Origin of the sequence: Rhizobium fabae, from assembly GCF_003985135.1 — a bacterium.
Classification (GTDB): Bacteria; Pseudomonadota; Alphaproteobacteria; order Rhizobiales; family Rhizobiaceae; genus Rhizobium; species Rhizobium pisi.
In genome coordinates, this window is record NZ_ML133647.1 from 454,446 (window position 1) to 478,474 (window position 24,029).

A 24,029-nucleotide genomic window follows, 5' to 3' on the forward strand; every position below is an offset into this window, starting at 1 on the left:
TGCCATCACCGCCTTCGGCGATGGCAGGGATGATACTCAAATCAAAGTCTTACGACTCCTGCAGCCCGTAGAGCAGCGGCATCAGCCCTGCGAGCGCCTTGAAACGCTCCCACGACTTGGATGACGGCTTCGTCCAGCCCGTTTCGGCAAGGGCCGAAAGGCGCGGGAAGACGAGGCGGTCAAAAACGGCGCGATCCGTCATCGGTTCAGACCAGATGCAGGCCTGGATACCGAGGAGCTTCTGTTTTTGCGCCGCCGTCCAACCGCCGACCGGGTCGAAATTGTAGAGTTTTTCCGCGTCGGAGGTTCCTGCCCAGCTGGCGCCGGGTTCATCCCAGTTGGGCCTGAGTGCCATGTCGAGGTAATAGACCTGTCCGGGGCAGACGACCATGTCGTAGCCGCGCTCGGCGAGTTCAGCCGAGACCTCGACATTGCGCCAGCTGCAGAGATAGCTCTTCGCCTTGTCGATGACGTCGCCGTGGGCCGCCTCTTCCCAGCCGCCGGTGACACAGCCCTTGCTTGCAAGGAAGCGCTGGACGCGGTTCAGGAACTCCGCCTGCAGGATGGCGGCGCCCGAGCCGTGAATGTCGTCGGCGCCGTGGGTATTGGTCACGACGTTCAGCCGTTTGGCATGCGCATCGGCAACTTCGTCGCCGGCGACGGCGCGCAGGCGGCTGAGCGCTTCCGGCGAACCCGACCATGCGCCGAGAGGCACTTCGTCGGCGCCGAGATGAATCGTCTTGAACGGAAAAAGTTCGATAAGCTCGGAAAGGATCGTCTCGACGATCTCGTAAGTCCTTTCACGGGCCGGATTGATGCAATTGTCGGGAAAACCCTGGACTGAATAGTAGCTGCCGATTTCATCAGGATCGCGCAGCTCCGGTATGGCCTTCTGCATGGCGTAGCAATGGCCGGGCATGTCGATCTCGGGCACGATCTCCACGCCGAGGCCCTTTGCATAGGCGACGATGTCGCGGATGGCGGCCTTGGTGTAATAACCGCCCGTCCGGGCCGGGCTCGAGCCTAAGAGCGGCGGAACGGCAAGGCCGTGGCCGCGCCAGGCGCCGATCTCCGTCAGCGCTGGATAGGCCTCGATTTCCACGCGCCAGGCTTCGTCATCGGAAAGATGCCAGTGAAAGCGGTTGAGCTTGTTCCAGGCAAGCACCGCAATCAGCTTCTTGACTTCGGCCGCGGCATAGAACTGGCGGGCGACATCGAGATGCAGCCCGCGCCAGCCCATCGACGGCTGGTCGACGATCTCGCCGGAGCCGGGAAACTGGAAGACCCCAGGATGCAGCCTTGCACCGCGCCAGATCTGGCCGAGTGTCACGAGACCGTAGAGGAAGCCGGTCCGGCTACTCGCCTCGATCGCGATCGTTTCTTCGTCGAAGCTCAGCCGATAGGCTTCCGGCCCGAAGCTGGCGGCATCTTTCAGAGTAACCCGAACAGCGCCTTCCGCTTCGTCCCGCACGATGCCTTCAACGGCGAAGAGATGATTCACCAGAGCCGCGAAGCTTCGGGCTGCGGCCTCCCCTTCGGTGCTCTGCGTCTGCGGCGCAAAACCGGCCGGCAACGGCCGGCGCGAGGCGACCGCCACGCGGTTCGGCCAGGGAACGATCGACACCTGAACCGGCGCATTGGCGGGAACAGGATAGATTTCGGCACCACGCTTCAGCGGCGCGTTGCTGACCGAGGATCGCGTCGGCTCGATGGAGAGAACGATGGTGCTGCCGTCGGAGAGTGCCAGATAGGCGCTCGTCGCACCGTCCGTCCAGTGGCGGAACTGCCAGCTGAGCGCATAGACCGATATTGTCCAGGTCTCGCCGGCGCCGAGAACGAAATTGGCGGGGGGCTGGAATTCGGTAAAATTCGACAGCCGCTGCGAGACGCTGGCGCCTTCGACCCGCCCGGCCGGATCGACGCGACCCGGGCCGCTCACGCAGAGGGAGAAATTCGAAAGCGGCTCGGCGCCGAGGTTCTTGAGGCGCAGCACATAGGAAAATTCCTTGCCGTCAACAGGCGGGTTCCAAAGGGTTTCAAGCCGCAGGGCTTTCGGTCGCGGTGTGGACATGGTCACTCTTTCCTTTTGAAGATTGGGCCTTTGGACGATCGGGTCCTTTGAAAGTCAGGTTTTGAGCATTCCGGCATCCTTCAACCGGGAACGCCGAGCGCGCGTATGAAATGATTGGGGCCGAGCTGCTCGATGACGGTCGATTCAGGACGGCTCAGCGAGCGTACCTTTTCCGCCTGTTCGAGGAAACGCGCGCTCCCGCCCGTCACGAACGGCCGGCTGCCGTCGGGAACGGCGGAAAGCAACAGCCGCGTATAGGGATGGCGGGGATCGGAGAGAACCGTATCGGTGTCGCCCCATTCGACCATCTGGCCGGCGAACATGACGACGATCTCCTCGGCCACATGCGCTGCCGTTGCGATGTCGTGGGTAATGTAGAGCATGGCGAGATCGTTCTCGCGTTTCACTCTGGCGAGCAGATCGAGAATATCCTTGCGGATAGAGACATCGAGCATCGAGGTCGGTTCGTCGGCAACCAACACGCTGGGTGCTACGGCAAGCGCACGGGCGATGTTGACGCGCTGGCGCTGCCCACCCGAAAGTTCATGCGGGAATTTCTGCCGGGTCAGATCAGGCTCCAGCCCGACGCTTGCCAGCAGGCGGGCGATCTCTCCGGCAAGATCCGCCCTGGAGCCGCTCTGTCGATGCAGTTGTAGAGGCCGCGCCAGATGATGGCTGACCGTGAAGGCCGGATTGAGCGAGGAGAACGGATCCTGGAAGACCATCTGCACCTCCCGGCGGTACCGATGCTCGTCTTTCGCCTCGCCGCGGAGCTCCTGCCCGCGGAAAAACAGCCTGCCGCCTGTCGGTTTGTCCAAACGGGCGATGATGCGGGCGCAGGTCGTCTTGCCGCAGCCGGATTCACCGACGAGCGCCAAGGCCCGACCGGGAACGAGTGAGAAGGATACGCCTTTCAGCGCGCGTACCGGGCCGAAATTGCGCGTGATGTCCTCAAGCCGGATCACGGCTTCGGCGACGACGGGACTTGCCTCCGCTTTCATGCCACGACTCCCGATAGATGCGGATTGCCGGGAAGCTGCGGAATGGCATTCCAGAGCTTCTTCGTATATTCGTGCCGCGGCGCCTGGGCGACCTGGCGAACGTCTCCCACTTCGACGAGTTCACCCTTCAGCATGACACCGATGCGCTGGCAGAGCTGCGCCATCAGATGCAGGTCATGGGTGATGAAGAGCACTGAGAAACCATAGCTCCGCTGCAGATCGACGACCTGTTCGAGGATCTCCCGCTGCACGACGACGTCGAGCGCCGTCGTCGGCTCGTCCATGATGATGAGTTCGGGACTTAGCGCCAGGCAGATCGCGATGACGATGCGCTGGCGCATGCCGCCGGAGAATTGGTGCGGATAATCGCCGATGCGATGCGTGGGAATGCCGACGAGGCGGAACATCTCCTCGGCCCGGGCTCTGGATTCCTCATGCGAACAACCGGTGTGCCGGCGCAGAACGTCATGGAACTGCGCCTCGACCCGCATCAGCGGATTGAGCGAATTCATCGCGCTCTGGAAGACCATGCCGATGCGCTTCCAGCGGATTTTCTGCAACTCGCGTTCCGGCAGTCTCAGGAGATCCTGTCCGGTAAGCCGGATGCTGCCGCCGCTGATCCAGGCGGGCGCCTTGGAAAGACGCGTGATGGCATAAGCGATCGTGCTCTTGCCGCAGCCGGATTCACCGGCAAGCCCGAAGATCTCGCCGCGGCCGATATGGAAGGAGACGTCCTTGACGGCGCGGAACTCTCCCTTGTCGACGAGATAGTTGACATTGAGCTTTTCGATCTCAAGAAGATTGTCGCTCATCGGCCGAGCTCCAGTTCCCTGTTGCGGGCGCGGGTGAGGCGGAACCAGCGCGTCAGCGCCGGACCGGAGCGAAGCTGCGGGTTGGCGATCTCGTCGAAGGTGAAATTCAGGAGCGCCAGGCCGAGGCCGGTGAGCGCGATACCGAGCGCCGGTACCCCGATATCCCACCATGCGCCCACCATGATCGCCGAGGAATTCTGTGCATTGTAGAGCATGGTGCCCCAGGAGACCTTCAGCGGATCGCCGAAGCCGAGATATTCGAGCGTCGTCTGGGCGACGATTGCGTAGATGATGCTGCCGACGAGATTGATCCCGATCAGCGTCGTCAGGTTCGGCAGGATTTCGACGAAGATGATGCGCCAGGCCGGCTCTCCGATCATCTTGGAGGCCGTGACGAAATCGCGATTGCGCAACGCCATTGTCTGCGAACGCGTCATGCGGGCGCCCCAGGGCCAGGAGGTCAGCGCGATGATCGTCATGATCGTCATCGGCCCCACCGTACCGGCAAAGGAGGCGAGCAAAATCAGAAGCGGCATGTTCGGGACGACGAGCACGGCATTCGTCGCAAGATCGAGCACGGCATCCGTCCTGCCTCCGGCATAGCCGGCGACGAGGCCGATCGCCGTGCCGAGAACGGTGATGGCAATGCCCGTGGCAAAGCCGACGGAGAGCGAGCTGCGCGCGCCCCAGACGAACTGGCGATAGACATCGCGCCCCATCTTCGTGGTGCCCATGACGTGTTCGATCGACGGAGGCTGATGCGAGCGGCCGACACGCGCGCCGGGTTCGCCGGGCGCAATCACCGGCGCAAACAGCGCCATCAGCCACAGGACGGCAATGATGATGAGTCCGGCGAGCGCCTTCTTCTGCTTGAGGATAGGCCACGGCGTGAAGCTCATTACACGGCCTCCCGCAATCTGGGATCGACGAGCCCATAGATGATGTCGACGAGGAAATTGGCGCCGAGGGTCGCGAGTGTCATCAGCAGCAACTGTCCCTGGATGACGGGATAATCGCGGGCGATGCTTGCGGTATAGAGGGTCAATCCCAAGCCGGGATAGTTGAAGACGATCTCGGTGACGATCGAGCCACCGAAGACGGCGCCGAGCATCAGCGCCAGGTTGGTCAGCACGGGAAGCATGGCGTTGCGTGCGCCGTAGCCGAACATGACCGTAAGGTGGCTGAGCCCCTTGGCACGGCCCATGGTTACATAGTCCTCGCCGAGCACCGAGATCATCGACGAGCGCATCGTCGTCTGGAATTCGCCGATCAGGAACGGTGAAAGCGTCAGGACCGGCAGGATCGCATGGATGAACACGCTGCCAACGAATGTGAAATTGAATGAGGGATCGAGGTTCGGATCGTAAGCGTAGCCCACCGGAAACCAGCGCAACGACACTGCGAATACGAAAAGCGTCGTCAGCGCCACGATGACGGGCGGCACCGAAATCATGATCACCGAGAGCGGCGAAACGATCGTGTCGAAACGCCCGCCGCGGCGCCAGGCCGAAACTGCGCCCAGCACGACGCCGACGCAAAGTGAGAAGACGATCGCGGTCGTCACGAGGAAGACCGTCCAGAGCGTCGAACGGCCGAGAACCTGGACGACGGTCTGGGGATAATATTTGACCGAGACGCCGAGATCGAAGGTCGCAAGCCCCTTGAGGTAATCGCCGAACTGCCAAAGCATCGGCTGGTCGACCGCGCCGAAGCGCGCCTTGATCGCCTCGACCGCGGCAGGTGTTGCCCGCGGACCGAGTTGGGCGACCATGGCGTCGACCGGGCTCCCCGGCATCAGCCGGGGAAGAATGAAGTTCACCACGATGGCGAACGCCAGGGCGACCGCATAGACGCCGAGGCGCCGGCTCGAAATGCGCATTTCCGCTCCCTCGTCAGACTCAGCTGACCGGTTTGAGGCGCAGCAGATGCATCAGGCGCATGCGGTTGTTGTCATGATCCTCCGGATTCATGATGGGGTCCTTGTCGGTAACCCAACCGATGAAGCGCTTGCTGGAGAACTGGTACCAGGTCGGTCCGTTGAAGACGGGCACGACGGGGAAATCGTCGGCGATCAGCATCTGGATGTCGTTGAAGATCTTCTTGTGATCGTCATCCGACGTCGCCTTCAGATATTGATCGAAAAGAGCGTCGAGCTTCGGGTTCGAATAGCGCGACGGCGCGCCGGTGATGCGCCCGCCATAGGCGGTCGAAAGGCTCTGGTAGTAGCCACGGAAAGGCGTTGCTCCGTCGGCGCGGGAATTCATGACGACCTCGAAGCTGCCGTCGATGATCTGCTTGCGCCATTGCTCATATTCGGGTGTGGCGACGGAAGCGTTGATGCCGGCGGCGCGCAGGCCTTCAACCGCGATCTGCACCGCATCGATCCAGTCCGTCCAGCCGTTCGGAACGATGATCGGGAAGGCGATAGGTTTGCCGCTCGGAGTCGAGCGGAAGCCATCAGCGCCCTTCTTGTAGCCGGCATCGTCCAGAATCTTGCTGGCCTTCTCGGTATCGAAACCCATGAAGGCATCCTTGTCGCCTTCCGCACTTTTGTTGCGCCAGGTCTCGAAACGCGGCGGCAGGCCGGTCGCATGCTCGTTGACGACGGGATAGCCGAAGCCTGCGATATCGACCATGGAGGCGCGGTCCATGGCGAGGCTGAAGGCATGGCGGAAGTTCAGGTCCTTATAGGCTTGGAGATTGCCTTCATTGCCGCTCTTGAAATTCATCTGGAAGGCGACGGTCTCGGCCGGCGGCTGCCAGTAGCCGTTATGATCGGCATCAAGCGCGACGAAGGTCTTGTCGATCTGCGGGATGAAGGATCCGATCCAGTCCATGTTGCCTTCGGGGAGAATGGCAAGCATCTGGTCGTTGCCCGAGATCTGCGGCAGCCTGAGGCAATCGACATGCAGCGAGGCTGCATCCCAATAGTTCGGATTGCGGCACTGCTCATAGACCTGCGGCGTGAAACGGCGCAGCTCCGTCATCGGACCGGACCCCACAGGCTTCTCGTTCTTGAAGGCAACAGGATCGGAGACATCCTTCCAGATATGTTCGGGAACGACCGCGAGGTCTGCAAGCGTTTCCGGGAAATCGGAGTTTACGGCCTTGAGATTGATCTTGACCTCGGTTGCCGACGGCGTCTCGACTGATGCAACGGTCTCGCCGACGCCGACGGTGTCAAGCGCCGGGTTCTTCAGCATGAGATCGATCGTGTATTTCACGTCGGCCGATGTCAGCGGCTGCCCGTCAGACCATTTCACGCCTGACCGTAGCGTGTAGGTGACCGATTTCATGTCCTCAGAGAATTTATAGTCGGTCGCCAGACGAAAAACCGGCTTGCCGCCATCCTCCGCATTGAAGATGACGAGTGGCTCGTAGATGAAATCCATCGTGCTTTGCCGGCGGCCGGCAAGGTCGAATGGATTGAAGTTCTGCACCCAGCTGGTCTGCTCCTCGATATGCATCGTCAGCACCGACTCTGCGGCCGCTTTGCCCGCTCCGAAGGCGACGAGCGTCGTCAGGGCCGTTGCCGTCGCCCAGCCTGCATGCACGAAAATGTCCCGGAATACGCGCTTGCTCGATCTCATTTCGACGTTCCCCTCGTTATTATTTTTGAAGTCAATCAAATTGATTTAATATTGATAGTCAGTTTCCAGCCGACCCGTCAATTGCTGATCTCAAATTTCTGCAGCGCCTGGGTGGACGGTTCTCGGCAGAATTCAACCTGCATGGTTTTGGCCGGGGTTACGGATTTCTGTTGGCAGGTCCCTATCGCTTCCGTCCTCATCCGAACTATGGTGTCGGCATCGACGAGATCGCGGTCTGCCCAGTGTCTCCGGCATGCCGATCGACCTTGAATATTCGCATCGGGGCGGAGAATACCGCGCTCGCGGGATCATCGCATGCTGGAACGACCGGAGCCTCCCCGTCCTGACAAAGCGCCCGCCATTGTCTGGCTTGGCTTCATGGCCATGTGCGTCGGCATGTTCATGGCGATCCTCGACGTCCAGGTGGTGGCGACGTCGCTGCCGACCATCCAGTCCGCTCTCGATATCGGTCCGGATCAGATGAGCTGGATACAGACGGCCTATCTCATCGCCGAAGTGGTGGCGATCCCGCTGACCGGCCTGCTGACGCGGCTCTTGACCATGCGATGGCTGTTCGTCGTCGCCATCAGCCTGTTTGTCGTAGCCTCCGCCGGCTGTGCGGCGAGCGGCAGCTTCGGCGAGCTGGTGGCCTGGCGTGTGCTTCAGGGCTTTTCCGGCGGAACCCTGATCCCCTCGGTATTTTCAGCCGTGTTCATCCTCTTCCCGAACGAGCGGCAGGCGCTTGCCACGACGATTGCCGGCGTTCTCGCGGTGCTGGCGCCGACCGTCGGGCCGATCATCGGCGGATGGCTGACGCAGACCTATTCCTGGCACTGGCTGTTCCTGATCAACGTCATCCCCGGCATCGTCTCGGCAATCGTCGCGGCACGCTTCCTGCCGCGGCAGGCGCCAGATCCGTCCGAACTCGGGCATCTCGACGGCCCGTCGCTCCTGCTGATGGCGACCGCGTTGACGACCCTGGAACTTAGCCTGAAGGAGGCGCCGACGAGTGGCTGGATCTCGGCCTATGTCCTGAGCCTGTTGGCAGCGTGCCTTGCATCGGGAAGCATTTTCGTCTGGCGAACGCTGCGCAGAGACAGGCCGATCGTCGATCTCGGCAATTTCGGCGACCGCAATTTCCTCGTCGGCTCGGTTCTGAGCTTCGTCCTCGGCATAGGCCTCTTCGGTTCGGTCTATCTCATGCCGGTCTTTCTCGCTTTCATCAGAGGGCACGACGCCCTTGAAATCGGCATGACGATGCTGGTCACCGGCATCGCGCAGTTGATTACGGCGCCGATCGCCGTGGCGCTGGAGAAGCGCATGGATGCGCGGCTACTGTCGGCTGCCGGTTTCACCCTCTTTGCGATCGGCGTCGGAATGAGCGCGTTTCAGGATCCCAGTACTGATTACGATGCGATGTTCTGGCCGCAGATCGTGCGCGGCGTCGCCATCATGTTCTGCCTGCTGCCGCCGACGCGGCTGGCGCTCGGCACGCTTCCGCCGGATCGCATTCCCGATGCCAGCGGTCTTTTCAACCTGATGCGCAATCTCGGCGGTGCAATCGGCATCGCCCTCATCGACACCATCATCTACACCCGCTCGGAACCGCTGGGGCAAGGCCTCTGGGCTCGTCTCCAGGCCGGCGACGCTGCGGCGGCGGCATTCGTCGGTGCGCCTGTTCAGGCCATATCGGGACATAGCGGCGGCTTCGATGCGGATACGACGGCGATGCTCGATCCCCTGGTCCAGACGGCGGCGAGCGTTCAGGCCATCAATGAGGCCTGGATGGTCGTCGCGGTCCTGACCGGCTGCGCCCTGCTCTCAGTGCCCTTCGCCAGGCGCCCGGCTCCGGCATGAGACCCCTGACGTAACGAGCCCGGCTTAAACAAAATCACCTAACCAATTGATTTCACGATAGTTGTGTCATTAGACGCAGGCGATCAGGTCAGCTCTAACAATGATATCCGTGGTGCACGAGGCAACGATCCATATTTTGCAGCAAGCTGCTGCAAAATATGGCCATGCGTCGACCCGGCTACCGGCTACGGGAAATATCAATCAGATACAGAAACGTCGATCCATCGACCGGTCCCTTGGCCACCGTAGATATCAACGTCAATCCACACGTTGCCACGTACGATCATATTGGCGGCCTCTCGCGTCATCGTTCCGTTCCGCAGCATCTGCTCCAGAGCTTGCCGATTTACCGGATCGGCAAAGAATGAGTCTGATTGATCGTCAGAATCGCGCACATGGTACTGATGGAAATTCGCCCGGTCTTGTCGGATGATCTGCCACGGTTGGGTAAGTCTAACCCCATTTGAATTGTAAAGATCAGCGTCGCCAATATAGGCGCGATAGCTCTCGATCAAGCGGTTGCTGTGGGTGGCCTGGACTCTCGCTTGAGCGTGCGCTGTTCCTGCCAAAATAACTGAGCTGAATAGAATCGATAATAATTTTCGCATGTTGCCCTCTCTCAATGAGAGGGTCTTACCTAGAGTCACGCCAATTCGCCAAGCAAAAAGCGTCTTGTTGGAAACGCCCATGGAAGCGGCTTGTATTGCACCGTTCGAAGGGATGTACGGCTACACTCGACCTTCGCCAACACGAGCCAGACCAGTGCGCGATTGCCTGGAGGCATGCTCCAAATACCGAAGCAGAACACAGCGGTGTATACGCAGTGAACCGCTCTGTTTCACACGGGCATGTGCGACAGCTGAAACACGTTTATCGTGCGCTTGATGGGGGTGGCAGACGGAACTCCCGTTGCCTATCTGCCTCGCTTTAGACCAGTGTTTGTTTCGCTCTAATGTGAGTTCGTCACCTGTGATAGATTGCCGATCGCCGGATCGCCGGTAAGATTTCCTACAATCATTTTGCGTCATCCTTCGATTCCCTTCTGATGCCAATCGACGAGAGCCCCGATGTCCCCGGACCCGAAGCGCAGTTTGCAAATGCCGAGACGCGAAGAGCTTGGTCTGTTCACGATCAGCAACGGCTCCGGCCTGTCGATATCGGCCTTGCCGAACGGCACGCTGTTTGCCATCGAATATGCCGACGACAAGGGATCGGTGCAGATCAATCAGATCCAGGGCTCGCCGCTCTTCGGCGGGGTTGGCCGCCTTTATCTCCGTGTCGGCGGTGCTGCGTCTCGCGTGGTCGAAATCGTCGGGCCTCGCGCCAATGGCAGCTTCGGACAGGATGCGACGAGCTTCTCCTGGAGCGGCAAAACAGACGATATCGGCTACACCGTCCGCCTTGAGCTTCATCCTTCCGAAACGGCGTGGTTCTGGCGCGCCTCGATCCGGCATCTGAAGAAGGGGACGCTGCCGGCGGACCTGGTGCTGGTCCAGGATGTCGGCCTCGGGGACCGCGGCTTCCTTATGAACAGCGAAGCCTATGCCTCGCAATATGTCGATCACCACATCGCCGATCACGAGACATATGGTCCTGTTTTGATGAACCGGCAAAATCTCAAGCAGTCGGGCGCCCGCAATCCCTGGCTCGTGCAGGGCTGCCTCGAGGGCGCGGTCGCCTATGCCACGGATGCGATCCAGCTGGTGCAGGCGAAAGACCGCCTCGGCGACCTGCTGGTCGGTCCTTTTGGCGTCAGCCTGCCCAGCGAACGGCGGCAACAGGAGACGGCATGTCCCGCCATTCAATCGAAATCATTCTCCGTTCCGGCAAGCGGTGCCAGCGCGACCTTCTTTGCGCTGTTTGCCGCCGATCATCCAGAGGCGTCGAGCGATGCCGACCTTTTACGGCTCGATGGGCTTGCGGCCACGGAAAGTGCAGCCGCTGATATCGAGGAAGCAGCGCCGGTTCGCAGCCTGTTGCAGGATGCTGCCCTGCTGCAGGCCGAGCCATTCGACAAAAAGGCGATTGCCCGGCTTTATCCGGAACGGAGCCTGGAGGAGCGCGCTGGCGGAAAACTTCTTTCGTTTTTCGTGCCGGACGGCGTTTTGAATCGCCATGTCGTCCTGCGCGAAAAGGAACTCCTGGTGAGCCGCCGGCACGGCGCGATCGTGCGCAGCGGCCAGAACATGCTGCTCGACGATTCCACCCTTGCCGCGACCTGCTGGATGCAGGGCATCTTCGCCGCGCAGCTGACGATCGGCAATACCTCCTTTCACAAGCTCTTTTCCGTATCCCGTGACCCCTACAATCTGACGCGCGCCAGCGGGCTGCGTATCATGGCCGATGTCGGCGCGGGCTGGCAGCTTCTGGCAGTGCCCTCGGCTTTCGAAATGGGGCTGAGCGATTGCCGCTGGATCTATCGTTGTGCCGACGACCGCACGATCACCGTTGCGGCGACCGTCTCCGGTGAGGATGCGGCGATGCAATGGACCGTCTCCGTCGAGGGCAGTCCGTGTCGATTCCTGGTGTTCGGCCATGTCGTCCTCGGCGAGCGCGAATATGATGCGGGTGGGCAGATCGAATTCGATACGGCGGGCAAACGTATCCGCTTCCTGCCGGATCCCGCATGGCTCTGGGGCGAGCGATATCCCGACGCCAGCTATTGGATGGTGAGTGCGACCCCCGATGCCATCGAGGAAATCGGCGGCGACGAACTGCTCTATAGCGATGGGGTTGCGCGCAACGGTGCTTTCGTCGCGCTGCGATCCCGGTCAACGCAAACGCTTTGCTTCGCGGTCGTCGGCTCGATGACCGATGCGGCCGCAGCCGAGCGCCTGGCAGAGCGTTATGAGGCAGGCGTCACCGATGAGGCCATGCTGACCCCGGCATCAAAATTCTGGCGGAACGCCATACGCGGCTTGACGATCGACAGCGCGTCGCCCGATCTTGCCGCACAGGCGACCCTTCTGCCCTGGCTCGCGCATGACGCCATCGTTCATCTGAGCGTGCCGCACGGCCTCGAGCAATATACCGGTGCTGCCTGGGGCACACGCGATGCCTGCCAGGGCCCGATCGAATTCCTGCTCGCCTATGAGCATGATGGTGAGGCCAAGGAGGTGCTGAAGACCGTTTTCAGCGAGCAGTACCTGGAAAAAGGCGACTGGCCGCAATGGTTCATGCTCGAGCCCTATTCCAACATCCGTGCAGGCGAAAGCCATGGCGATATCGTCGTCTGGCCGCTGAAGGCGCTTTGCGACTATATCGAAGCCACCGGCGATCTCGCCATCCTCGACGAAAAGGTCTCGTGGCGCGATGAAAAGACCATGCAGAAGGCGCCGGAGGCCGATACCATCGCGATCCATGTCGAGAAGCTGCTCGATACCGTGCGCGGGCAGTTCATTCCGGGAACGCATCTGATCCGCTATGGCGAGGGAGACTGGAACGATTCCCTGCAGCCGGCCGATCCGCATCTGCGCGACTGGATGGTTAGCAGCTGGACCGTTGCCCTGCTCTATGAGCAGGTCGTCCGGTATTCCGCGATCATGCGCCGCCTCGGGCACGATGAAAAGGGCAAGGCGCTCAGGAAGATCGCCACGGCGATGCGTCGGGATTTCAACCGTCATCTCATCCGTGACGGCATCGTTGCCGGCTACGGCATCTTCGATCCCGAACATGACGGCGTCGAATTGCTGCTGCATCCGAGCGACAAGCGCACTGGCTTGCATTTCTCGCTGATCTCAATGACGCAAGCGATACTCGGTGGCCTCTTCACGCCGGTTCAGAGGCACGATCATATGAAGCTGATCGAAGAGCATCTGCTCTTTCCCGACGGCGTGCGGCTGATGGAGAAGCCCGCGACCTATGCCGGCGGGCCTGAGACGCTGTTTCGCAGGGCTGAATCCTCCTCCTTCTTCGGCCGCGAGATCGGGCTGATGTATGTGCATGCGCATCTGCGCTATTGCGAGACGCTTGCCCTGGAAGCCGAGGCGGAGGAGCTCTGGAAGGCAATTGCCGTCGTCAACCCGATCGCCGTCACATCAGCGCTGCCGCACGCATCGCTGCGCCAGCGCAACACCTATTTCAGCAGCAGCGATGCGGCTGTCCACGACCGGTATCAGGCAGCGGCCGAATGGGAGCGGGTCAAGGCGGGAAAGATCGCCGTCGACGGCGGATGGCGCATCTATTCGAGCGGCCCGGGGCTCTATACCCGAAGCGTCGTCGAAAATATCCTGGGCTTCAAACGGCGCTTCGGACGGCGCAAGCACAAACCGCTTCTTCCCGCGGCTCATGCTTCCGTCGATCTGCAAACGGATCACGCCGCTTGGCGGCGGATGATGAAGCCGTAGAAGAGAAGGGGTTCAAGACGAGGCGCTGGCGTCGCGCAGCTCTTCGAAACGCGCGGTGCTTTTCGACAGGTGGGTTCGGATGGCGCGGCGTGCGGCGGACTCGTTGCCGTCGCGGATTGCCGCGAATATGGCGTGGTGTTCCCTGCGCATGCGCGCGGCATGACGCTTGCGCTCGGCTGAGGTCATCTTGTCCAGGCGCGCCCATTGCCGCGGCACCATGATATTGCCGAACGTATCGAAGAGGCGGCTGTAGTAGGAATTCTGCGTCGCGACCAGGATGGACCGGTGGAACGCGTAATCCTCCTGCGCGCCATATCCGCCTTCCTCGAGCGCCTTGTCGAGGGCGTCGAGGCGATCCTGCATTCGGTCTATGTCTTCCCCCGTGCGCCGCAGCGCCGCAAGGCCGGCGGCTTCGTATTCGATCCCCATGCGCAACTCCAGCACGCGCAGAACCTCGTCGATCGACTGCAGGTCGTTCGGAATGATGGAGAAGGATCTTGGCGTCGGATCGTTCGAGACGAAAGCCCCGAGGCCCTGGTGGGTGGTGATCAGCCCCTTCGCGCGCAGCGTGGCGAGCGCCTCACGCACGATCGTCCGGCTGACGCCGGTTGCCGCCATGATTGCCTGTTCGGTCGGCAGGCGCTGGCCGGGCTTCAGGTCGCCGGACTCGATCTGGGCCGTCAACGTATCCGCAAGGCCGCTGCGCAGGTTCGGTGGCTGGCGAGTGGTGTTGAAGACCGCGTTGTCCTTGTCCGTCATCCCGTGTCGAAGTCCTGCGTGTCGATGCGGCTGCGCCGGCCGTTATCCTGTGCTAGCGCATGCCGGCGGGAAAGGCAAAACGGTGTGAGCTGCGGCAACTTCGTGCCTGGTCAGTCGGGCAGCCGGATCACCGCGCCAGCCAGCCGCCGTCGACGGGCAGTACCGTTCCATGCACGTAGTCGGATGCCGATGATGCCAGGAATACCGCAGCGCCTCCGAGTTCATCAGGCGTCCCCCAGCGCCCGGCCGGAATACGGGCAAGGATGGCTGCATTCCGGTCAGGATCCTCGCGCAGCGCCGTAGTGTTGTTGGTGACGAAATAACCTGGCGCAATGGCGTTGACGTTGACCCCCTTGCCGGCCCATTCGCAGGCAAGCAGCTTGGTCAGTCCGGCAAGCCCGCTTTTCGAAGCGGTGTAGGACGGGATGCGGATGCCGCCCTGGAACGAGAGAAGCGAGGCGATGTTGATGATCTTGCCCCTGCCCTTCTCCACCATGTGGCGGCCGGCTGCCTGCGAGAGGAAGAAGGCGGTCTTCAGGTTGACGTCGATCACCGCGTCCCAGTCTTCTTCGGTGAAGTCGAGCGCGTCGGCGCGGCGGATGATGCCGGCGTTGTTGACGAGAATGTCGAGGCCACCGAAGGTGCGGATCGTCTCGTCGACGATCCCCCTGACCGGTTCGATGGTGGAAAGATCGGCCTTGATGACATGGAAGCGGCTTCCCGCCTCCTTCACAAGTGCCTCGGTCTCGTCCATCGACGAGCGCCCGACGGCGACGATGGACGCGCCGGCGCCGGCCAATGCGGCAGCGATGGCCTGACCGATACCGGTATTGGCGCCGGTGACCACAGCCGTCCGGCCGGAAAGGTCGAAGGGATTTGCCACGGTGCTCACCTCAGATCCGCAACAGCGATATGGTCCATATCGGTAAAGCTCTTGTTGTCGCCGGCCATCGCCCAGATGAAGCTGTAGTTGCGGGTGCCGGCGCCCGAATGGATCGACCAGGGCGGCGAGATGACCGCCTGCTCGCTGGCCACGACCATATGGCGGGTCTGCTGCGGTTCGCCCATGAAGTGGAAGACGCGCTGGTCAGCCTCGAGATCGAAATAGAGATAGGCTTCCATGCGCCGGTCATGCGTGTGGGCCGGCATGGTGTTCCAGACACTGCCGGTCTCCAGCATGGTGAGGCCCATGGTGAGCTGGCAGGACTGGCAGATCTCAGGATGAATATACTGGAAGATCGAGCGCTTGTTGGAGGTCGCCGGGTCGCCGGGGCTCAGATGCCTTGCCTTGTCGCGGGTGAGCAGCACGGTCGGGTGCGTGGCATGCGCTGGAGTCGAGACGAGATAGAACTTTGCGGGATCGGCAGCGTCGTTGCTTTCGAAGCGGATGTCCCGCGCACCCTTGCCGACATAGAGGCAATCATATTTGGCAAGATCGTAGCTCATGCCGTCGACGATGATGCGGCCGGCGCCGCCGGTGTTCAGCGCGCCAAGTTCACGTTCGGCAAGGAAGGTTTCCTGCCCGATCGCCGTCGGCGCCGTGAGCGTCAGCCCGGTGCCGAGCGGCGTCGCGCCGCCGATGACCATGCGGTCGTAATGCGAATAGGTGAGCCGGATCTCGCCGCCTTCGAAGATGGTTTCCACCAGAAAGTGACGCCGCAGCGTCTCCGTGTCGAAATCACGCACGGCCTCGGGATGGGAGGCGTGCCTCACGTCGATCTGCATGTCAATTTTTCCTTCAGCTTCGTTGTCGTCGGCCATATCGCTATCGCGGAAGCCGGTCTTGCCTCTCGCCTTCCGCTGCGGTGGTATCCGTCTGGTTACATAGTTGTACGACAAGTTTGGTGTCAACAGATTTGTCCCGTGCTCCCTTGAGGAGACGCGAGGCTCGTAAAAGCATGGAGGCAAATTTGAGAATAATCGGGAGAAATTGCCGGAGCTGCTCACGACCAGGCGGTGATCACAAGCGGCCGCTCCCGGCGTGCGCCGGGCATTCCGTCGGCCAAAACGAAAAAAGCCTGCCGCGGGAGGAGGTGCGGCAGGCTTTCGAAAAAATCGAACGACAGCTGGGAGGAGGAGTGCTGTCGTTCCGACAGGCGATCCTGGGAGGAGGATGGAGCGCCTGTACATCGAAGGGATGCGGGAGGAGGTGCATCGCTTCAATGGAAATAATCATACTTATTTCCTGCTCAGTGGATAGGCATTTCTTTGCAGGGCAGCTATGCGTTATGCGAAAAGCGGGCGGCTCCGTCACGCAGATCCATTGGCCGGGAGTACAAAAGCAAAGCGCCCGCTCGGGAGGAAGCAGGCGCTGGCCAAGTCTCGAAGATGTCTGGTCTTAGTGGCCGTTAGCGGGCGATGGCTGCGCGGGCGATGGTGCGGATTTCATCGCGGCCGATGCCGAGATCGTCCAGTTCGCGCGAGGACATACGGCCCAGTTCAGCGACCGTCTGACGGTACTTGCGCCAGTTGTTGAAAGAGCGTGCTACGTTCATGATGATCCCCTTTCCGTGGGCTTTCGAAGCTTAGCTGCCAGTCCTTGGCGCTTCGTTCGCTTCGATGAGCTGTATATAATATGGGACCGCTGATTGTTGCAGCGCCAATGCATCACTGCACCTATGCGGCCTCTGCATGGGTTGCCGCAGAGGGTTAGATCCTGAAGCGATCGAAGGCAGTCAGCCGCAGGATCGGCGGCTCGGCCTCCCAGCGGTAGATTTCCGCGCGCAGATAGGAGAGCTCGTCGTCGAGGCTTTCTTCGTCGATCTCGATCCACCAGGATTTCAGACGGCCGTCGCTTCCATCAGACCAACGATAGCCCCTCGCCTTCAGATGGTCTTTCATCTCGAACGGGCTGTGTTCCGCAAAGATGCGGATGCGGGAGCGCTGGCTGGCGCGGTAAAGCTCCGCGAACGGGCTTTCGCCGCCACCCTGTTCCCGATCGAGAATTTCGAGCAGCGCATGGCAATCATCCACGGCGCGATGACCCTCGTGAAAATAGCCGGCCTGGCCGACGAGATAGCCGAGCTTGGTGCCCTCGAAGCCGCGGGCGCTCCAGTCGACCTCCGAAACCGAGCACGCCCAGGCCTTGCCGGCGAAGATCCTGGAGAAGGCCTCGCAGAACGGCCGGTCGAAACCGGCATTGTGGGCGACGATCAGATCCGCCGGTTCGATCAGGGCGTTGAGCATCTGAATATCGATGACCTGCCCTTCGACCATGGCGTCGGTAATGCCTGTCAGCCGGGTAATCTCGGGCGGGATCGGCCGGGACGGCTGCTGCAGGCCGCCATAGATGCCGACGATATCCCCGATTGCGCCGTCATCACTGAACGTGAACGCGACCGCGCCGATTTCGATGATCTCGTCGCTGCGATGGCTAAGGCCTGTCGTCTCCGTATCGAGAATGACGCCGAGCTGCGGAAATCCAGGCCGTCTGACTGTCGCAATCGGGCGGGCAACGAGTTTTCTGAGAATACGATAATTGCCGCTCTCTTCGAGCGTCCGCGCCATGTCTTCATCGGAGCGGGCGGTCGGTTGTGACGGAGGCCGGCGCGATGGGCCGCGCACCTTGACCACCGCGGGCGATGCCTTGGCAAACATGTCGAGTTGCGAATCTCTGTGCACGCTCATGGAATCTGTATGTCACGGAGAGCTGGTTTAATCCATCGCTCGCGCAAGATGGGACACAGTCTTGTCGTCCGCGGTCCCGCCCGAGGGGAAGCTGAGCCGGCAGATGGCGCCAGGACTACAATTGTCGAAGGTCACCTCGCCGCGGTGCAGGCGCATGATGTCGCGAACCAGATTGAGGCCGAGGCCGGCGCCGCGCCCGTCGTGGTGGCGCTTGAAGAAGGGTTCGAAAATGCGCTCCTGCAAATCGGCGGGAATGCCAGGACCCTCGTCGCTGACCTCGATCCAGTTGCAGCCCGATGTCAGGGAGATGATGCCTTTCCGGCCGCCATGGTTGATGGCGTTCTGCAGGATGTTCATCAGGGCGCGCTGAAGTGCCAGCGGATCACCCTCGATCTCTCCGGCGCCGTCGACCTCGAACTGCACCGTATAGCCGGCGGCAAAGGCCAGCGGCGCCATCTCGATGATGACCTTCCTTGCGAGCTGGCCGAGATTGATGTTGGTGAATTGCACCTTGCCCTGTTTGAGGCGCTGAAGATCGAGCATCTGCTCGGTCAGAACGGCAAGCCTGGCGGCGTCTTCCAAAAGATCGGTCTTCACCGCGCTGTGCGGCAGGGAGCCTATTCTGGTGTTCAGAATGGCGATCGGCGTGCGCAACTCGTGGGCCGCGTCGGTCAGAAACCGTTCCTGCCGCTCGTAGCCCTCGTCGAGCCGGCCGAGCGCGCGGTTGACGGCACGCATCAGCGGCGCGACCTCCTCGGGGATATCGTTTGCAGACAGCCGGCCGCCGCGCTGATCGACATCGATCGTATCGGCCTGGAGTGCCGCCTGGTTGATCCCGACCAGCGACCTTTGCACGACCATCGGCGTTGCGATCAGAGCGCCCAACGCCATCACGGCGACGATGGGAACGACGAATTTCGCAAGGGTCAGCGAGACGCCGAACAGGATGAACGTGATCGAATTGGGGCCGTCGGTCCCGGTCAAGAACTGCGCCTGCCCCCAGTCCATGGCAATCCACTTCATCCGGGCGGCGGCTGGACGGTCCTGGTCGCCAAGATTCCAGCCTAACCTCGCTTGGCCGACATGATCGAGCGCACTGCCGATGCTGGCATATTCGTCCGGAATCCGGCCGTCGGTCAAAACATGTCCCTGGGTGTCTCGAATGGTGTACCAGAGATCGGGCGCATCTTTCCGGAGCTGTCTGAGATCCTCGGTCTCCCGCAGGCTCAATTCTCCTGTGGGCTGGCGGAACACGGCCCGGCGCAGGATCTCGATCGTGCCCTCCGTCGACCTGTAATCGAACATCTGCCCGACAGAGATCAGCACGATCACCACCAGGATGAGCACGACCGACTGTACGGCGAGAAGCCGCCAGAACAGGCGCTTGCGCAGCGAATAGGGGTATCGTTTGGTCACGATGCCTCCCGCAGGAGGTAACCCACGCCCCTTATAACGTTGATGACGACGCCCGCCTGCGACGCTGCCAGCTTGCGCCGCAGCCGCGATATGTGGGAATCGAGCGCGTTCGGCTGGATTTCGTCATCGAGGCCGAAGACCGCCTCCATCAAGGCCGGCCGCGGCACCATGCGGCCGGCGCGGCGTACGAGGCACTCGAGCACCAACGCCTCGCGGCGCGGCATCTCCAGACGCTGGCCCGAGACGCTGACATCGCAATAGGTCGGATCAAAGGAAAGCCGGCCGATCGAGATCAGCGCCGGGCGCAACGTTTCGGAGCGGCGCATGACGGCGCGCAACCGCGCCAGAAGCTCGTCGAAGACGAAGGGCTTGGCGAGGTAATCGTCGGCGCCTGTCTCGAGGCCGGTGATCTTGTCCGGAACCTCCCCCTTGGCTGTGATGACGATGATGGGAAGGGTAATCCCCTTTTTTCGGATCTTGGCAACAAGTTCCAGGCCGTCGCCGTCAGGGAGTTGCCGGTCGAGGAGCACGGCGTCGTAGGTGCTATCGCCGATCACCATCTCGGCGTCGTATAAGGTCGAGACATGGTCCATCACCATGTCGTGCCTGGTCAGCGCGCCCCGGAGTGCTGCGGCCATTTGAGGTTCATCCTCGATCAGTAATATGCGCATCACACATTCCTATCGGGGGCCTATTGGGACCGTCTGCCCATAGATGGAAACCATATCATCCTCAGGCAGGCCTGCGGCGCCTGTATCGCATGGAATGCCATATTGCGGCCTCGAAGCAAAGGATCGCGGCGACGACAAGCAACCCGGAATAGAGGGGATCGTAACGAGAGTTGCCGACCATGGCGCCAATCCCGATCAGCGATGTGTTCCATATGACGATGCCGAGCATGCTGGCGGGGATGAACAGCCGCAAGTTCAATCCGAGCATGCCGGCCGGCATCGCCAGGAAGATGCGGACGGTCGGGATCGTCTGTGCGGTGAGCGTGATCCAGAACGTATGCCTTTCATAGAGTTCCGCCAGCGCTCGATATCGCGCCAACGGCAGAAAGACGTAACGGCCGCCCTTGTCGATCCAAACTTCGATCAGGTTCCTGCCCGCCAGCCGGCCAACCCCGTACCAGACGAGTGTTCCAAGCATTGATCCCAGAGCCGAGGCGGCAACCGTCGAGATGAAGCCTTTCGTATCGGATGCATGGGTCATGCCGAGAAAGACCAGAAGCGCATAGGACGGTATGACGGGTACGAGCTTTTCGGCAAGCGCCAGGGCGACGATGGAGAGAAATCCGCCGTAGAGCAGCGGTGTGTAGATCGTATCAGCCATCATGCACGGCGCTGTTCGATCAATGCCATTGGCTGGTGTCTTCGGCTGATGCGATAGACCGCAGCGGGCGGGATATTGCGCAACGTCCAGCCGATCCTTTTGGAGACAAGGTCGAGAGAGTCGAGGATTTCTGAAGGCACCGGGCATTTCGGCCCGTAGGTGAATTGGTAGAAGGCACCGTACGGCTTGAGGTTGGAAAAGCAGCCTTCAAGCAGCTCGTGTACATCGTCCGGCTGCATGGCAAGAAGCGGAAGCCCGCTGACGACACTCCCGAAGAAGCTTCCAGAAAGCGCCGTTTTCCACATCTCCCGGACGTCGACTTGCAGAACCCTGGTGCCGGGAAAGCGGTCTTGTAGCAGCGCGGCGAAATCCCGTTCGTATTCCACAAGCGTCAGGTCGCTTTGGGCAATTCCCCGCTTAAGCAGGGCCGCGGTGAAAACACCGGTACCAGGGCCGAGTTCGAGAACCGGCCCGGTCGCGGCGGAAATTTCCTGGGTCATCAAGCCCGCAAGGCGCGGGCTTGATGGTGTGATCGAGGCGATGCGCAGGGGCGCGCGAAGCCAGGCAAGAAGAAAGCGGCGTCGATCGAAGCGTGGCATGGGACCTTCACTTTGGCGTTTTGATCCCGCCTATGAACCAACCCAACATTGCAACAGTCTGTCATATCGCCGCCGGCATGCATTCTCATGCACGCAATGACGCTCTCTCATGCGTTGTCCTCAGCCCGTTCCGGTCGATCCAGCTTTCGATTTCGGCGGCAATCGCCTCCGGCTGATCCTCGGGGGAGATGTGACGAGCCGGGCCGCATCCCTTGATCTCCAGGCCGGCGATGTTGTCGCGGCACCACGAAATCATCTCGTTGCCGATGAGCAACGTTTCGGCGGGGCCTTCGAAGGTCAACAACAGCTTGGGAATTTCGGGACTGGAGGAAAGCCAATGGTCATAGGCTTCTATCCTGGCAACCACGTCGGCTGGTTCGCCGTTGATCGGCATGGCGCGCGGCCATTCCAGCAGAGGACGCCTGCTGTCGCGGTCCGGATAGGGTGCGCTGTAAATCGCCCAGTCGGCGTCGCTGAGCCCTTTCAACGTGGTCACGCGCAGAGCCTGCTCGATGAAGAAATTTTCGTCGAGGACTTTGGCTTCGCCGGTTCCGGCGCCCCGCAACAGCTCGTAACGCGCCTTTCCGCCGCCCGGCAGGTCCGCCCACGTCATCGGACGCAGGATGGTTTCCATGAAGGCGATGCCGCGCACCCGCTCGGGATGGCGCGAGGCCCAGTCGAATGCCAGCGCACCGCCCCAGTCGTGGCCGACAAGGACGACGTTGTCGAGGTCGAGCGCATCGAACCACGCATCGATGTAAGCGATGTGGTCGCCGTAGCGGTAACCGATATCGGGCTTGCCGGAGCGTCCCATGCCGATCAGATCGGGCGCCAGGCAGCGCCCCGGCCCGACGCGAGGCATGATGTTGCGCCAGAGATGCGATGAGGTGGGATTGCCGTGAAGGAAGACGATTGGATCGCCCTCCCCCTGTTCCTCGTAAGCGACGAACGAGGTGAGGATATTGATGGTCGGCATATGGAACTCCACGGTTTTTTCCTATATAGGCAGGTAACTGTCTATTTAACATATGGACAGGTGACTGTCTATATTATCGTATGGGGTTCCATGTCGTCGTCTTCGCTTGGCCTATTGTTGCGTCTGGTCCATCAGCATTGGACGCAGGCTGTCGAGGCGGCGCTCGAAGAAGCCGGCTACGGCGACATCCGCCCGCCGCACGCCAACGTCTTCACCTTCGCCCGTCCCGAGGGAATCCAGGTGAGCGAGCTCACCAAGCTTGCCCGTGTCCGCAAACAGACGATGACTCAGGCGGTCGAGGAACTCGAACGTCTTGGCTATGTCGAACGACGGCCCGATCCGAACGATCGACGCGCCCGGCTGGTGTTTCTGACCGAAAAGGGCCAGGGCGTGCGGCCTGTCGCGATGGCGGCCGGCCGGCGCGTCGATGAAAGCTGGACGGCATTGACCGGCCAGCAGCAGATGGACGATCTGCGCACGGCGCTCAGGCGGCTGCTGGAACAGCTGCAATAGCCGGCAGAAGGCCGTGTCGGCATGCCTCGATGATCGCTGCGGAACTGCAGGTCACCCGCCTCTTGCCTTTCAGGGATACGCAGCTTAGCTGTTTGATTACAGGCCGCATCCGCCTGCGGAAACTGCCCTGTGCCAGGAGAAAAAAATGCATATGTGGCATGGGCTTAGAGCCGTGCTTAAAAAACGCCGCCAGGCCCGTAACGAGAAGATTCTCGTAAAGGAGCCGATCGTTGTCCCGCAATTCACAGCGACAACACAGCCCGATCATTATTTGTCCTGTGTTGCCATTGCCAAGAACGAGGGCGCCTATCTCGATGAATGGATTCAGTTTCATCTGCTGGTCGGCATTTCGCATTTTTATATTTATGACAACGGATCGACGGATCAGTCCCTCTCGGTACTGAGCGCCTATGAGAAGGCCGGTATCGTGACCGTCGTGCCTTGGCGTCCCTTCAGCGTTTGGGCGAATACCCAGAATATGGCCTATGCCCACGCCGTCAGTAATTTTGGGCCGGGCAGCCGATGGATGGCCTTCTTTGATCTTGATGAATTCATGTTTCCGGTGCACGCCGCTTCCTTGACGGAGCTTTTGCAGGCGCGAGAGCAGGAACAGGCGATCTGTGTGACCGGTATCAATTTTGGAACGAACGGCCACGCCGTCAGGCCCGAGGGTCTGGTCGCGGAGAATTACCGGCAGGCGGTTCCCATGGAGCTCCAGCGCCAACATCCGAAGCTTCTGAACGTCAAGTCGATCGTTCAGCCGGCTCACATCAGATCGATCGAGAGCGTCCACTGGTTCAACCTCAAAGGCACGAACAAGATTGGCGTGAATGAGGATGGCGAGCCGCTGCCGCGTTTCCCCAGGGAAGATCCCCTGAAGCTCAAGGCCGACACCCTGCGATTCAATCATTATTATACGCGCTCGCGTGAGGAGTTTTCCGCGAAGGTCAACGGATCCAATGCGCGCGGACCGCAGCTCCCGGCCGATGCCGAACAACGCTGGGCACTGTTCCGGCAGATCGAGGAATTCAGCCGGCCGGACGATACCATTCAAAGATTCCTTCCGGATTTGAAGGACAGGCTTTCCGCCTGGCGGAAGGAGAAGGCTTCAGCGTAGCATCTCGAGCCAA

General features: G+C 61.1%; 21 protein-coding genes. 4 read left to right on the forward strand and 17 right to left on the reverse strand.

From position 1 onward, the window contains the following. Positions 1 to 49: 49 nt before the first annotated feature. From EFB14_RS08070 to EFB14_RS08095, 6 genes are all read right to left on the reverse strand, one after another. Entirely contained in the window at positions 50 to 2,071 is a 2,022-nt protein-coding gene (locus EFB14_RS08070; protein WP_126824330.1) for a beta-N-acetylhexosaminidase, read from the reverse strand. An 80-nt stretch (positions 2,072 to 2,151) separates the two neighbouring features. Beyond that, on the reverse strand, positions 2,152 to 3,072 hold the full coding sequence (locus EFB14_RS08075) for an ABC transporter ATP-binding protein (protein WP_126824333.1): 921 nt from the start codon (positions 3,070 to 3,072) through the stop codon (positions 2,152 to 2,154). After that, entirely contained in the window at positions 3,069 to 3,884 is an 816-nt protein-coding gene (locus EFB14_RS08080; protein WP_126824336.1) for an ABC transporter ATP-binding protein, read from the reverse strand. The genes EFB14_RS08075 and EFB14_RS08080 overlap by 4 nt, the downstream gene beginning before the upstream one ends. Continuing rightward, entirely contained in the window at positions 3,881 to 4,783 is a 903-nt protein-coding gene (locus EFB14_RS08085) for an ABC transporter permease (RefSeq protein WP_126824339.1), read from the reverse strand. Before EFB14_RS08085 ends, EFB14_RS08080 begins: the two co-directional genes overlap by 4 nt. Beyond that, on the reverse strand, positions 4,783 to 5,763 hold the full coding sequence (locus tag EFB14_RS08090) for an ABC transporter permease (protein WP_126824342.1): 981 nt from the start codon (positions 5,761 to 5,763) through the stop codon (positions 4,783 to 4,785). Before EFB14_RS08090 ends, EFB14_RS08085 begins: the two co-directional genes overlap by 1 nt. Positions 5,764 to 5,782: 19 nt before the next feature. Continuing rightward, positions 5,783 to 7,474 carry an ABC transporter substrate-binding protein gene (locus EFB14_RS08095; protein ID WP_126824345.1) on the reverse strand — a complete coding sequence of 564 codons (1,692 nt, stop codon included), beginning with the start codon at positions 7,472 to 7,474 and terminating at the stop codon, positions 5,783 to 5,785. A gap of 315 nt (positions 7,475 to 7,789) precedes the next feature. Here EFB14_RS08095 and EFB14_RS08100 point away from each other — a divergent pair, with 315 nt between their 5' ends. Next, positions 7,790 to 9,331, forward strand: coding sequence for a DHA2 family efflux MFS transporter permease subunit (locus EFB14_RS08100; RefSeq protein ID WP_126824348.1), 1,542 nt, complete (start codon positions 7,790 to 7,792; stop codon positions 9,329 to 9,331). A 197-nt stretch (positions 9,332 to 9,528) separates the two neighbouring features. Here EFB14_RS08100 and EFB14_RS08105 read toward each other — a convergent pair whose 3' ends face one another. Next, a complete protein-coding gene (locus EFB14_RS08105; RefSeq protein ID WP_125845607.1) occupies positions 9,529 to 9,939 on the reverse strand; it encodes a hypothetical protein in 411 nt (136 codons plus the stop codon). 459 nt (positions 9,940 to 10,398) lie between these two features. Between EFB14_RS08105 and EFB14_RS08110 the strand changes: the two genes are divergently transcribed. Continuing rightward, on the forward strand, positions 10,399 to 13,677 hold the full coding sequence (locus tag EFB14_RS08110; protein ID WP_126824352.1) for a GH36-type glycosyl hydrolase domain-containing protein: 3,279 nt from the start codon (positions 10,399 to 10,401) through the stop codon (positions 13,675 to 13,677). Positions 13,678 to 13,689: 12 nt separating this feature from the next. On the opposite strand, the gene EFB14_RS08115 is transcribed toward EFB14_RS08110, so the two are convergent. The 10 genes from EFB14_RS08115 to EFB14_RS08160 all read right to left on the reverse strand — a co-directional run bounded on the left by EFB14_RS08115 (position 13,690) and on the right by EFB14_RS08160 (position 22,386). Further along, positions 13,690 to 14,436 carry a FadR/GntR family transcriptional regulator gene (locus EFB14_RS08115; RefSeq protein ID WP_126824355.1) on the reverse strand — a complete coding sequence of 249 codons (747 nt, stop codon included), beginning with the start codon at positions 14,434 to 14,436 and terminating at the stop codon, positions 13,690 to 13,692. Between the two features lie 127 nt (positions 14,437 to 14,563). Then, positions 14,564 to 15,328, reverse strand: coding sequence for a 2-dehydro-3-deoxy-D-gluconate 5-dehydrogenase KduD (kduD, locus tag EFB14_RS08120; protein WP_281015388.1), 765 nt, complete (start codon positions 15,326 to 15,328; stop codon positions 14,564 to 14,566). Beyond that, positions 15,325 to 16,161, reverse strand: a complete 837-nt coding sequence (gene kduI, locus EFB14_RS08125; protein WP_126824358.1) for a 5-dehydro-4-deoxy-D-glucuronate isomerase — start codon at positions 16,159 to 16,161, stop codon at positions 15,325 to 15,327. The genes kduD and kduI overlap by 4 nt, the downstream gene beginning before the upstream one ends. A 623-nt stretch (positions 16,162 to 16,784) precedes the next feature. Then, the gene (locus tag EFB14_RS08130) at positions 16,785 to 16,931 is read right to left on the reverse strand and encodes a DUF1127 domain-containing protein (protein WP_125845548.1); all 147 of its coding nucleotides are present in this window, start codon (positions 16,929 to 16,931) and stop codon (positions 16,785 to 16,787) included. A gap of 154 nt (positions 16,932 to 17,085) precedes the next feature. Further along, entirely contained in the window at positions 17,086 to 18,063 is a 978-nt protein-coding gene (locus EFB14_RS08135) for a 3'-5' exonuclease (RefSeq protein ID WP_126824361.1), read from the reverse strand. A gap of 27 nt (positions 18,064 to 18,090) precedes the next feature. Next, positions 18,091 to 19,479, reverse strand: coding sequence for a sensor histidine kinase (locus EFB14_RS08140; protein WP_126824364.1), 1,389 nt, complete (start codon positions 19,477 to 19,479; stop codon positions 18,091 to 18,093). Then, positions 19,476 to 20,150, reverse strand: coding sequence for a response regulator transcription factor (locus tag EFB14_RS08145; protein WP_126824368.1), 675 nt, complete (start codon positions 20,148 to 20,150; stop codon positions 19,476 to 19,478). The genes EFB14_RS08140 and EFB14_RS08145 overlap by 4 nt, the downstream gene beginning before the upstream one ends. A gap of 61 nt (positions 20,151 to 20,211) precedes the next feature. After that, on the reverse strand, positions 20,212 to 20,814 hold the full coding sequence (locus EFB14_RS08150) for a DedA family protein (RefSeq protein WP_126824371.1): 603 nt from the start codon (positions 20,812 to 20,814) through the stop codon (positions 20,212 to 20,214). Further along, positions 20,811 to 21,410, reverse strand: coding sequence for a class I SAM-dependent methyltransferase (locus EFB14_RS08155; protein ID WP_126824374.1), 600 nt, complete (start codon positions 21,408 to 21,410; stop codon positions 20,811 to 20,813). The genes EFB14_RS08150 and EFB14_RS08155 overlap by 4 nt, the downstream gene beginning before the upstream one ends. Positions 21,411 to 21,495: 85 nt before the next feature. Next, entirely contained in the window at positions 21,496 to 22,386 is an 891-nt protein-coding gene (locus tag EFB14_RS08160; protein WP_126824377.1) for a haloalkane dehalogenase, read from the reverse strand. Here EFB14_RS08160 and EFB14_RS08165 point away from each other — a divergent pair, their 5' ends adjacent. Then, positions 22,387 to 22,899, forward strand: coding sequence for a MarR family winged helix-turn-helix transcriptional regulator (locus EFB14_RS08165; protein ID WP_126824379.1), 513 nt, complete (start codon positions 22,387 to 22,389; stop codon positions 22,897 to 22,899). Positions 22,900 to 23,044: 145 nt separating this feature from the next. After that, positions 23,045 to 24,016, forward strand: coding sequence for a glycosyltransferase family 92 protein (locus EFB14_RS08170; protein WP_126824383.1), 972 nt, complete (start codon positions 23,045 to 23,047; stop codon positions 24,014 to 24,016). The last annotated feature ends 13 nt before the right edge of the window (positions 24,017 to 24,029 follow it).

Bases quoted from the DNA above. Each gene is read 5' to 3' on its own strand.
- EFB14_RS08170 (WP_126824383.1), top strand. From the start codon at position 23,045: ATGCATATGTGGCATGGGCTTAGAGCCGTGCTTAAAAAACGCCGCCAG.
- EFB14_RS08150 (WP_126824371.1), bottom strand. From the start codon at position 20,814: ATGATGGCTGATACGATCTACACACCGCTGCTCTACGGCGGATTTCTC.
- EFB14_RS08085 (WP_126824339.1), bottom strand. From the start codon at position 4,783: ATGAGCTTCACGCCGTGGCCTATCCTCAAGCAGAAGAAGGCGCTCGCC.
- EFB14_RS08075 (WP_126824333.1), bottom strand. From the start codon at position 3,072: ATGAAAGCGGAGGCAAGTCCCGTCGTCGCCGAAGCCGTGATCCGGCTT.
- EFB14_RS08145 (WP_126824368.1), bottom strand. From the start codon at position 20,150: ATGCGCATATTACTGATCGAGGATGAACCTCAAATGGCCGCAGCACTC.
- EFB14_RS08115 (WP_126824355.1), bottom strand. From the start codon at position 14,436: ATGACGGACAAGGACAACGCGGTCTTCAACACCACTCGCCAGCCACCG.
- EFB14_RS08165 (WP_126824379.1), top strand. From the start codon at position 22,387: ATGGAACTCCACGGTTTTTTCCTATATAGGCAGGTAACTGTCTATTTA.
- EFB14_RS08095 (WP_126824345.1), bottom strand. From the start codon at position 7,474: ATGAGATCGAGCAAGCGCGTATTCCGGGACATTTTCGTGCATGCAGGC.
- EFB14_RS08135 (WP_126824361.1), bottom strand. From the start codon at position 18,063: ATGAGCGTGCACAGAGATTCGCAACTCGACATGTTTGCCAAGGCATCG.
- EFB14_RS08110 (WP_126824352.1), top strand. From the start codon at position 10,399: ATGTCCCCGGACCCGAAGCGCAGTTTGCAAATGCCGAGACGCGAAGAG.
- EFB14_RS08100 (WP_126824348.1), top strand. From the start codon at position 7,790: ATGCTGGAACGACCGGAGCCTCCCCGTCCTGACAAAGCGCCCGCCATT.
- EFB14_RS08070 (WP_126824330.1), bottom strand. From the start codon at position 2,071: ATGTCCACACCGCGACCGAAAGCCCTGCGGCTTGAAACCCTTTGGAAC.
- EFB14_RS08090 (WP_126824342.1), bottom strand. From the start codon at position 5,763: ATGCGCATTTCGAGCCGGCGCCTCGGCGTCTATGCGGTCGCCCTGGCG.
- EFB14_RS08130 (WP_125845548.1), bottom strand. From the start codon at position 16,931: ATGAACGTAGCACGCTCTTTCAACAACTGGCGCAAGTACCGTCAGACG.
- EFB14_RS08160 (WP_126824377.1), bottom strand. From the start codon at position 22,386: ATGCCGACCATCAATATCCTCACCTCGTTCGTCGCTTACGAGGAACAG.
- kduI (WP_126824358.1), bottom strand. From the start codon at position 16,161: ATGCAGATCGACGTGAGGCACGCCTCCCATCCCGAGGCCGTGCGTGAT.
- EFB14_RS08080 (WP_126824336.1), bottom strand. From the start codon at position 3,884: ATGAGCGACAATCTTCTTGAGATCGAAAAGCTCAATGTCAACTATCTC.
- EFB14_RS08155 (WP_126824374.1), bottom strand. From the start codon at position 21,410: ATGCCACGCTTCGATCGACGCCGCTTTCTTCTTGCCTGGCTTCGCGCG.
- EFB14_RS08105 (WP_125845607.1), bottom strand. From the start codon at position 9,939: ATGCGAAAATTATTATCGATTCTATTCAGCTCAGTTATTTTGGCAGGA.